This window comes from Defluviitalea phaphyphila (genome assembly GCF_001466305.1).
Taxonomy (GTDB): Bacteria; Bacillota; Clostridia; order Lachnospirales; family Defluviitaleaceae; genus Defluviitalea_A; species Defluviitalea_A phaphyphila.
Genome location: NZ_JWID01000040.1, coordinates 5,625 through 6,138, shown reverse-complemented (window position 1 = coordinate 6,138; position 514 = coordinate 5,625). Strand labels below are relative to the sequence as shown.

General features: G+C 18.9%; 1 protein-coding gene. It reads right to left on the bottom strand.

The features are described 5' to 3' along the window. The coding region (locus OM90_RS12860; protein ID WP_160323670.1) for a DUF6630 family protein at positions 1-191 on the bottom strand (191 nt) is incomplete at its 3' end. Positions 192-514 lie beyond the last annotated feature (323 nt).

Below are 514 nucleotides of genomic sequence, written 5' to 3'. Positions count from 1 at the left end.
CGTTCACAGACATAATTATTTTTTTCTAATATACTAACAAGACTTATCCATCTCATATAATTTGAATCTTCAAATTCTTCCATTCCAAATTCGTCATATTGTTCTTTATGAGTAATAAATTTAACCAAACCATTTACAAGTCTAAGACTAATAGCATATTTCACCTCCAATAAATTATCTTTAAAACACAAATATAAATATATGATTATATTTGATATATTATAAACCAAAGTATTTATAACTAATTATTTAGTAATTAATTTCTTATAATTTTACCTCTATGTACAAAAAATGTCAATATATTAATTGTATATATCTTTTATGAATAAGATACTTTTATTAACTTATAATACATATATAATATTTTTTAACAATTATTCAAAAAGTTACAACCTTTCTTTTAGAGCTAATTTTATACTTTAACACCTAAAATCAAGCATGATTTCTACTAAACATAAATACTATATTTAATATTGCAATTTAAATAATTTATATATTGAATATTGATAATATT